Source organism: Cellvibrio sp., assembly GCF_053579595.1.
Genome location: NZ_JBRFPI010000488.1, coordinates 1 through 2,906 on the forward strand (window position 1 = coordinate 1; position 2,906 = coordinate 2,906).

A 2,906-nucleotide genomic window follows, 5' to 3' on the forward strand; every position below is an offset into this window, starting at 1 on the left:
GTTTGCAGGCGCGATTGCAAACGCAATTGCACACTGAGCAAATTATCGTCGGCAAGTTGGCGGCGCAGTGGACGGGTAAATAATTCCAACAGTGGTTGGCTTAAGCCGACGTCCAATTGCCAGCGCCCTCCCTCCTCCGGCTTTAATGCACCGATCGATAAATGCGGATTGCTGATTAATTCCGTTTGAAGGCGCTGCGCATCGGCAATGCCCAGCCGCGCCAGTTCAATACGCACTTGTGGGGATTGGCTAAGTAAAAGTTGGATCGCTGATTTCAGATCAATTGTGTTGTCATCAATGTGCGCCGGCACAGAGGATAAACTGGCACCGGGATGCGTTTGACTAAGTTGTTCAGTGGCCAACGCCACTGAATTTTGTGTTGGTGTAGTGGTACAGGCACTGAGCAGCAGGCTTACGCAAAAGAGTAAGCCGCTACGAAGGAGCAGGTTAGTGGAGTTCATTTTTAAATGTCCTTAACTATTGACCGAACGTAACAACATCGGTGCAGCAAGTTAACAGCGAAAAATCGATTAAACCGAAAGGTTTATCAGTGTTGATCAGTAAAAATTTAACTGTAAAGTCGTGGTGGCCGCTGCGGCATCGCTAGTAGAGGTTGTGCAGGGGAGGGGGAGGTAAATTGTGTATAGAGGATGAGAATGTCAAAAATAGGCTGAGTAAATTCGCGCAGTACTAATGCTGAGTGCCAAGTACAAGAAAACTGGCAGTGTTTGCAAGATTGCGTATCGGCTGAATTGCCTTGGTCAGTGTTTGATGCTGGATAATCCGATTGTGTTTCTACCGGTGTATCGTGGCAAGAAAAATGTGGCGTGGCTTCAGGTGATTCATCCGCTTGCATCAAACTAGCGTCCAGTTGCGCACAATGCAGCCATTGCCCCGCCATTGCCTGCAGCGGTAGCCACAGGCACAGAGCGATCACAATAAGGTGCAAGTGTTTACGCGCAATCATAAAAATATTCCGCTAGTGTTTGTGAGTGCAGGCGAGTCCATCCAAAATCGGGCAATCAGGCCGATTATCTCCGTGGCATTGCGCTGCTAAATCGCTGTGGGCAAATCGGCTCATGATTTTTACTCCGTAGCGGTTTTCCAATTGCGTAAGCGCAGTGCGTTGGTGACGACAAAGACGCTGGAGAGTGCCATAGCGCTAGCGGCCAACATAGGTGATAAGAGTAACCCAAAAAACGGATAAGCAATACCAGCGGCCAGCGGAATCAATGCAATGTTGTAAGCAAACGCCCAAAATAGATTTTGCTTAATGTTGCGCATAGTAGCGCGTGCCAAGGCGATGCTTTTGGGCACGCCCTGAATATCACCACTCACCAGTACCAGATCGGCGCTTTCAATTGCGATGTCCGTGCCTGTCCCAATCGCCAAACCTAAATCGGCTTCTGCAAGCGCGGGCGCATCATTAATGCCATCGCCAACATAGGCAATTGCGCCGTGTTGTTTGCGCAATTCTTTCACCGCCGCTACTTTTTGATTGGGCAATACCTCGGCAATCACCAGATCAATGCCCAATTGTTTTGCAATTACATTAGCGGTACGTTGATTGTCACCGGTGATCATGGCGATTTTAAAATCGAGTGAGTGTAGGGCTTTCAACGCAGCAACGGTTCCGGGTTTTATGGTATCGGCAAGCGCCATCACTGCGGCAATGTGATTGTTGACGGAAACATAAATTGGCGTTTTACCCTCAGCTGCCAGTTGCTGTGCAGTTGCGCTAAATACATCAAGATTAATGCTGAGTTTTTCAAAAAGGCGATCCGCACCTATATTAATTTCTTCGCCAGACACCTTCGCTTTTAATCCATAGCCGGGAATTGCTTCAAATGTTTCCAAAGTGCCGAGCGCGATTTTTTCTGACGCCGCAGCGTCTACCAGTGCATTTGCAATCGGATGCTCCGAGTGCTGTTCTGCAGCAGCAGATAATGCAAGGACCGCATTTTTTTCAAATCCGGATGCAACAATAAAATCGGTAAGTTTGGGTTTGCCAAGCGTTAGGGTGCCGGTTTTGTCAAAGGCGATGGTCTTCACTTCTGCAAGTGTTTGCAATGCTGTGCCGCTGCGAAATAACAACCCCAGGCTCGCTGCACGCCCAGTTCCCACCATTATCGATGTGGGTGTTGCCAGGCCCATGGCGCAAGGGCACGCAATAATCAAAACGGCTACCGCATTGACGAGTGCAAAACTTAGTGCGGGCTCAGGTCCAAAAAGTAGCCATACAAAAAACGTCGATGCAGCTATCAACATTACCGCCGGCACAAACCAACGAGTAATTTGATCTACCAGCGCTTGTATCGGCAACTTTGAACCTTGCGCTGTTTCAACCAACTCAATGATCTGCGCCAGCAGCGTGTCTTTACCGGTTTTGGTAACGCGATAGGTGAACGAGCCCGTGGTATTGAGCGTACCGCCAATGACTTCTGTCGCAATCGTTTTACTTACGGGAATGGGTTCTCCAGTCATCATGGATTCGTCGATAAATGAACTACCTTCAACGATTTCTCCGTCGAGCGGAATGCGCTCACCCGGGCGAACCAACAGCAGATCATTGGGTTGAATCAACGAGAGCTCTACAGTTTCTTGCTTATCTTCACGCAAACGAGTTGCACTGTGGGGTTGGAGTTTTACAAGGCGGGCAATCGCATCGCTGGTGCGACCACGGGCATTGGCTTCCATCAACCTACCCAACAAAATCAGTGTGACTATTACCGCCGCTGCCTCGAAATAAACGTTCACCGTGCCAACAGGAAGGACGTCAGGTGTAAAGGTTGCGACTAACGAATAGCTCCAGGCGGCCAAGCTGCCAAGAGCTACCAATGAATTCATATCCGGCTGTAAACGCGCTAGTGCCGGTAGGCCTTTTTGATAAAAAATCCAACCGGGGC

General features: G+C 49.2%; 3 protein-coding genes. All 3 read right to left on the reverse strand.

What is annotated here, in order from left to right:
* The coding region (locus ACWA6V_RS20145) for a hypothetical protein (RefSeq protein ID WP_449524168.1) at window positions 1-461 on the reverse strand (461 nt) is incomplete at its 3' end.
* Between the two features lie 107 nt (window positions 462-568).
* Window positions 569-967, reverse strand: coding sequence for a hypothetical protein (locus tag ACWA6V_RS20150; RefSeq protein WP_449524169.1), 399 nt, complete (start codon window positions 965-967; stop codon window positions 569-571).
* Window positions 968-1,086: 119 nt separating this feature from the next.
* On the reverse strand, window positions 1,087-2,906 hold a 1,820-nt coding region (locus tag ACWA6V_RS20155; protein WP_449524170.1), incomplete at its 5' end, for a copper-translocating P-type ATPase.